6 protein-coding genes and 1 tRNA gene are annotated in these 4459 nt (G+C 37.7%); 5 read left to right on the forward strand and 2 right to left on the reverse strand.

Annotated elements, in window-relative coordinates:
* Window positions 1–80: 80 nt before the first annotated feature.
* Window positions 81–1127, forward strand: a complete 1047-nt coding sequence (locus A9239_RS05275; RefSeq protein ID WP_048122566.1) for a methionine synthase — start codon at window positions 81–83, stop codon at window positions 1125–1127.
* A 126-nt stretch (window positions 1128–1253) separates the two neighbouring features.
* Window positions 1254–2288, forward strand: coding sequence for a methionine synthase (locus tag A9239_RS05280; RefSeq protein WP_048122564.1), 1035 nt, complete (start codon window positions 1254–1256; stop codon window positions 2286–2288).
* A gap of 266 nt (window positions 2289–2554) precedes the next feature.
* Here A9239_RS05280 and A9239_RS05285 read toward each other — a convergent pair whose 3' ends face one another.
* Entirely contained in the window at window positions 2555–2725 is a 171-nt protein-coding gene (locus A9239_RS05285) for a ribbon-helix-helix protein, CopG family (protein ID WP_011306041.1), read from the reverse strand.
* A gap of 455 nt (window positions 2726–3180) precedes the next feature.
* Window positions 3181–3254 (reverse strand) — tRNA-Lys (locus tag A9239_RS05290).
* A 546-nt stretch (window positions 3255–3800) separates the two neighbouring features.
* On the opposite strand from A9239_RS05290, the gene A9239_RS05295 reads away from it, so the two are divergent.
* From A9239_RS05295 to A9239_RS05305, 3 genes are all read left to right on the forward strand, one after another.
* The gene (locus A9239_RS05295; RefSeq protein WP_048122563.1) at window positions 3801–4007 is read left to right on the forward strand and encodes a TRAM domain-containing protein; all 207 of its coding nucleotides are present in this window, start codon (window positions 3801–3803) and stop codon (window positions 4005–4007) included.
* Between the two features lie 68 nt (window positions 4008–4075).
* The gene (locus A9239_RS05300) at window positions 4076–4282 is read left to right on the forward strand and encodes a TRAM domain-containing protein (protein ID WP_011306043.1); all 207 of its coding nucleotides are present in this window, start codon (window positions 4076–4078) and stop codon (window positions 4280–4282) included.
* A gap of 55 nt (window positions 4283–4337) precedes the next feature.
* Window positions 4338–4459, forward strand: a 122-nt coding sequence (locus A9239_RS05305) for a TRAM domain-containing protein (RefSeq protein ID WP_141706374.1), incomplete at its 3' end; no start/stop codon positions are given.

The following is a 4459-nucleotide window of genomic DNA, read 5'->3' on the forward strand; positions in this document are numbered from 1 at the left end:
CTTTGACTTCTCTACTTTGAATTTTTAGCTTAAATCAATTCCAATACTTCTAATACTTGATACTGTCTTACATAAGAGGTATGCAGGACATTATTTTTACTGATGGAGGCAGTCTTCCCATGCCTGAGGGTATTACAAGGGAATGGATAAAGAGTGCGGCTGAAAACCGGGATGAAGATGAAAAACTTTTTCCCATTGTAAGAGCGGCTTTTCAGAAGAAAATCGATGTGGGACTGCATGTTCCCACTTATCCTCAGTTCAGGGACATGATAGGACAGTTTCTGGACATTATCAAAGACGAAAAAAACTGTTATGAACCTTATGTACTGAAAGAGGAAAATGCAAAAATCCTTGAGCTGGAGATAATTGACGAGGTTGCAAAACAATACAGGGAAGAAACAGGAGAAACGCTTGAAGTCAGGGTTTGTATTTCGGGTCCAACAGACCTCTACCTCCAGGCCTTTGGAGCAACGGGTTATGCGGACGCTTATCATATCCTCGCACTGGACATTGAAGATTTCATAAAACAGGCGTTTATGGCTGCAAAAAATTTCAAAATAAAGATTATAGCTCTGGATGAGCCAAGTCTCGGGATAAATGACAGAATCAAGTTTTCTGACGCCGACATCATCTCTGCTCTCACCGTTGCTTCCACTTACGCCCGAAAACAGGGAGTTGATGTGGGAATTCACCTTCATTCCCCGTTAAAATACAAACTTATCTGCGAGACCCCTATTAATGTTATCGGTTTTGAATACGCGGCAACTCCTTCTTATCTGAACCTCTTAGATAAAAAAGTGCTTGAGGATTCAGATACCTATATCAGGCTCGGAGTCTCGAGAACCGATATTTCCAGTCTTATAGGCATTGTCAATGAAACGTATGGGGTTAATGTCTGGAAGGAAAAGGAGTATATGCAAAAAATCGTTACTGACCTGGAGACTCCGGCAGTTGTAAAAAATAGGCTTGAAACGGCTTATTCTGTCCTTGGAGACCGGATAAAATATGCAAGTCCGGATTGCGGGCTGGCTTTCTGGCCGGATCAGGAGCTTGCCTTCAAACTTCTTGAGAATACCGCAAAAGGCATTAACGAATTTAATGAAGAAATGAAAAAACAGGAAGAGTAAATCTTTCAAATATTCGAACAATCGAATAACAGAATAATATTTTACGTTTCCTCAAATTTTTCTATATTTTTATATTTTTTCTGTCTTTCCAATAACGCTAAATCCTTACAGGTCTACTAAGAGAATATGGAAGAAATCATCTTTGACGATATTGGGAGTTATCCCCTTCCTGACGGAGTCAGTAAGGAATGGGTCCAAAATGCCTTTAAAACGAGAACAGAAGATGAGAAACTCTTTACGGTAATCAATGATGCCTTTCAGCAAAAAGTAGATGCAGGTGTTGATGTTCCTACCTATCCTCAGTATCAGGATATGAATGAACAGTTCCTTAAGGTTATTCGGGACTCTAATTGCTGTGACAGTCCCTTTGAGGTAAAACTTGAGTGCGCCAGGATTGAGGAACTTGAGGCTATAGAGAAGGTTGCAAAAGCCTATAAGGAACAATTTGGAGAGACACTTAAGGTTCGGGTCTGTGTAACCGGTCCAACGGAACTTTATCTGAAGGAGTTTGGAGGTACACGGTATACGGATATCTATTCTATTTTTGCAAAAAGCGTGAATAATTTTGTAAGAAATTCCATGAGATCTGCAAAAAATTTCAAGATTGCAGCGGTTTCTATTGATGAACCAAGTATAGGGCTGAACCCTGAGCTTGCTTTTGATGAGAACGATATTATTTCTGCCCTTACCAGCGCCTCAAAAGCAGCCAGTAAGTGGGGAGCCGACGTACAGATTCACCTTCATTCTCCTCTTTACTATAACATTGCCTGTCAGGTCCCCACAATAAACGTCATAGGAGTAGAGTCCGCAGGCACGCCCTCTTACCTGGAATTGATAGACAAGAAAATTCTGGAGGACACAGATTGCTTCCTGAGGCTTGGGATTGCAAGAACTGATGTCTATACCCTGGCAGGAATCATTAGCGAAAAGTACTGTACTAACGTCTGGAAAGATCAGCAATATCTTCCAGAAATTGTTAGCGGACTTGAGACTCCGGCTACTATAACTAAAAGGTTGAAGGTTTACTACAGGCGTTTTGGCAACCTGATAAAGTATGTGGGTCCTGACTGCGGGCTTGGCTCTTGGCCTAACCAGAAAATAGCATTTATATTGCTTTCCAATATAGCTCAGGGGATAAGGGATTTCAGGGAATCTCTCTAATCCCTTAATTTTTAATTAACTTTTTTATTAAGTTCATCCCGAGAATCCATGCCTGAAAAGTTTATAACCTGAGAAATCAGGTTATGTTTCTTATTCCAGTGGAAACTCTACTATAAGTCCAAAATTCTTAATATTAGCCGACAGATCTCAAAACACAGTGGAAATACAGGGGTATTTTTATAATGTTTAAAATTTACATTGTTGAACTGAGAAATCAATAGTATTAAAACCTTCAACTGTTTTACTTCAATTTTCAGGATTTTAAATCACTTCTCGAGTCTCCCATGCCTTCTATCGATTTCATCCATCATGTCCAGCATTTTTCGAATAGCGGTTCGGATAGCATCAGATTGACTGACAAATTTTTTGTTATCTCCCACATGCCTATTAAGGTCATCCAGAAGTTCTTGAGGGATTTCAACGCTTACTTTTGGCATTAGAGCTGCACCCTGATATTTTTATATTTGAGGTTTATTTGTCAATTGATTTTTGTCAATTGATTTTTAGTAGTTGGTTTTCATCAATTGATTTTTAGTAATTGGTTTTCATCAATTGGTTTTTAGCAATTGTTTTATAGCTATTTTTAGCAATTAATCGTTTCCAAACATCAATTGATATTTTAATAAGGAGCCCATCACAAAACTAATTTTACCATCAAATTAGTAAAATTTCAAAATTATTTTCGTGATTCGAAAATTTACTGATTATTGCGGATCTGAGATTCAGAGTAATTTCGATTTTTAGGGTCAGCTTATTATCAAATTATTGAGAGTATACCTAAAATTTGTAAAATGATGCTAAAAGCAGTGAAAGAATATCTAAAATAAGTTCTAAAATAAGTGAAATAACACTCATAATCAGTTAAAGAACTCTCAAAAACAGATAACGATAGCGGGCCCGAAGGGATTTGAACCCCCGGCCTATGGATTAAGAGTCCATCGCTCTGCCTGACTAAGCTACGGGCCCACGTATTGTTATTATTACTAAATGAGCGATTCTCACAATGGAGTTTTAAATATTTATAGGTTTCGGCACAATCACTTATCCTTGTAATCTTTTTGAAATTAAATCTTAATTTTATAGAGTTTATTCAGGATTTCTCAAGAAAACTCTTCCTCAGAAATCTTTAAATTTAATAGAGAAATATCTTTTTATTCTAAATTGTTTTATTTTTTTGATGAATTGTCCTTATTTATGTATCTTTGAAATTAGAAATCAGAAGTCTGCCGACCAGGGAGTGAACATTTTCCAAACTTCATTATTTTCCTTTTTTCATCGATAATAAAGCAAAACGTTATATACAAGCGAATATGAGTATGACCAATTAATTGACTTATCCGAAGCTCTGTTGGGGATCAATTAATCAAATAGATTAAGTAGAAAATAGATTAAGTAGAATATGTACTTCCTGAATTTGGGTTATCAAGTTTGGTTTGTCAAGTACTGCTTTTACTCTTTTCTGTCGATAGAGCTTTCTTAAGCTGATTAATAGAAGCTAAAGGAATGAATGTAATGTTTAGAGATGAACGTGCTCCTGTGCCCGTTGAAGAGGGCGAAACCTACGATGTAACTATTCAGGATATTGCTCGCCAGGGAGACGGCATTGCCCGTATTGAAGGTTTTGTAGTTTTTGTCCCGAATACAAGTGTTGGCGATGAAGTCCAGATTAAGATCGAAAGAGTACTTCCCAAATTTGCATTTGCAAGCATTGTTGAGTAAATGTGGGAAATAAAGTAACCACGTTAAATTAAAGTTAATTAAAGTTTATGTTAAAGGAATGATTTTTCATGTTCAGAGAAGAAAGTCGCTCAGTCCCTGTCGAAGAGGGCGAAGTTTACGATGTAACAATTCAGGACATTGCTCGTCAGGGAGACGGCATCGCTCGCATTGAGGGTTTTGTAGTCTTTGTCCCGGGCACCAAAGTTGGTGACGAGGTTCGGATTAAAGTCGAAAGAGTACTTCCAAAATTTGCATTTGCAAGCGTTGTCGAGTAAATGCCGGAAATAAAGTAACCACATTAAATTCAGTAAATTAAAGGAATGATTTTTTATGTTCAGAGAAGAAAGTCGCTCAGTCCCTGTCGAAGAGGGCGAAGTTTACGATGTAACAATTCAGGACATTGCTCGTCAGGGAGACGGCATCGCACGTATTGAAGGTTTTGTTATCTTTGT

This window comes from Methanosarcina sp. A14, assembly GCF_001729375.1.
In the GTDB taxonomy this organism is placed as follows: Archaea; Halobacteriota; Methanosarcinia; order Methanosarcinales; family Methanosarcinaceae; genus Methanosarcina; species Methanosarcina barkeri.